Source organism: Larkinella sp. C7 (assembly GCF_006149005.1).
Lineage (GTDB): Bacteria > Bacteroidota > Bacteroidia > Cytophagales > Spirosomataceae > Larkinella.
The window spans coordinates 1-506 of the sequence record NZ_VBSL01000127.1 but is presented as its reverse complement, the minus strand read 5'-3'; the positions used below and the strand labels follow the sequence as shown (position 1 = coordinate 506).

General features: G+C 48.2%; 2 protein-coding genes. One reads left to right on the top strand and one right to left on the bottom strand.

From position 1 onward, the window contains the following. The coding region (locus tag FH871_RS34720; protein ID WP_229317775.1) for a hypothetical protein at positions 1 to 213 on the bottom strand (213 nt) is incomplete at its 3' end. On the opposite strand from FH871_RS34720, the gene FH871_RS34715 reads away from it, so the two are divergent. Beyond that, positions 112 to 506 (top strand): ATP-binding cassette domain-containing protein (locus FH871_RS34715; RefSeq protein WP_229317772.1); only part of this gene is annotated, 395 nt, incomplete at its 3' end. The genes FH871_RS34720 and FH871_RS34715 overlap by 102 nt on opposite strands.

Here is a 506-nt window from a genome sequence, read left to right as displayed (position 1 = left end):
GACCTCCAGGTTACCCAGGGCAATATCGAATTCAAAAATGTCAGCTTTTCCTATGATGGCAAACGGCAGATTTTGGATAATATCAGCTTTAGCGTCAAGAAGGGCCAAACCATCGCCTTTGTCGGTCCGACTGGTTCGGGCAAGTCCTCCATTATCAATGTTTTCATGCGTTTTTACGAATTTGGCTCGGGTCAGGTTCTCCTGGATGGCCATGATATCAGAGATTATTCGCAAGCCGAGCTTCGTCGTTCGGTCGGTCTGGTTCTCCAAGACCCCTTCCTCTATCACGGGACTATTAGCTCCAACATCCGCATGTATCAGGATATCTCTGATCAGGAAGTTCGGGCAGCAGCAGAGTTTGTTAATGCCGCTGACTTTATTGAGAAACTGCCCCAGGGTTATGATGAACCAGTTACCGAAAGAGGTTCGACCTATTCGACTGGCCAACGGCAACTCCTAGCTTTTGCCAGAACGGTTGCCAGTAAGCCCAAGGTTCTAATTTTGGA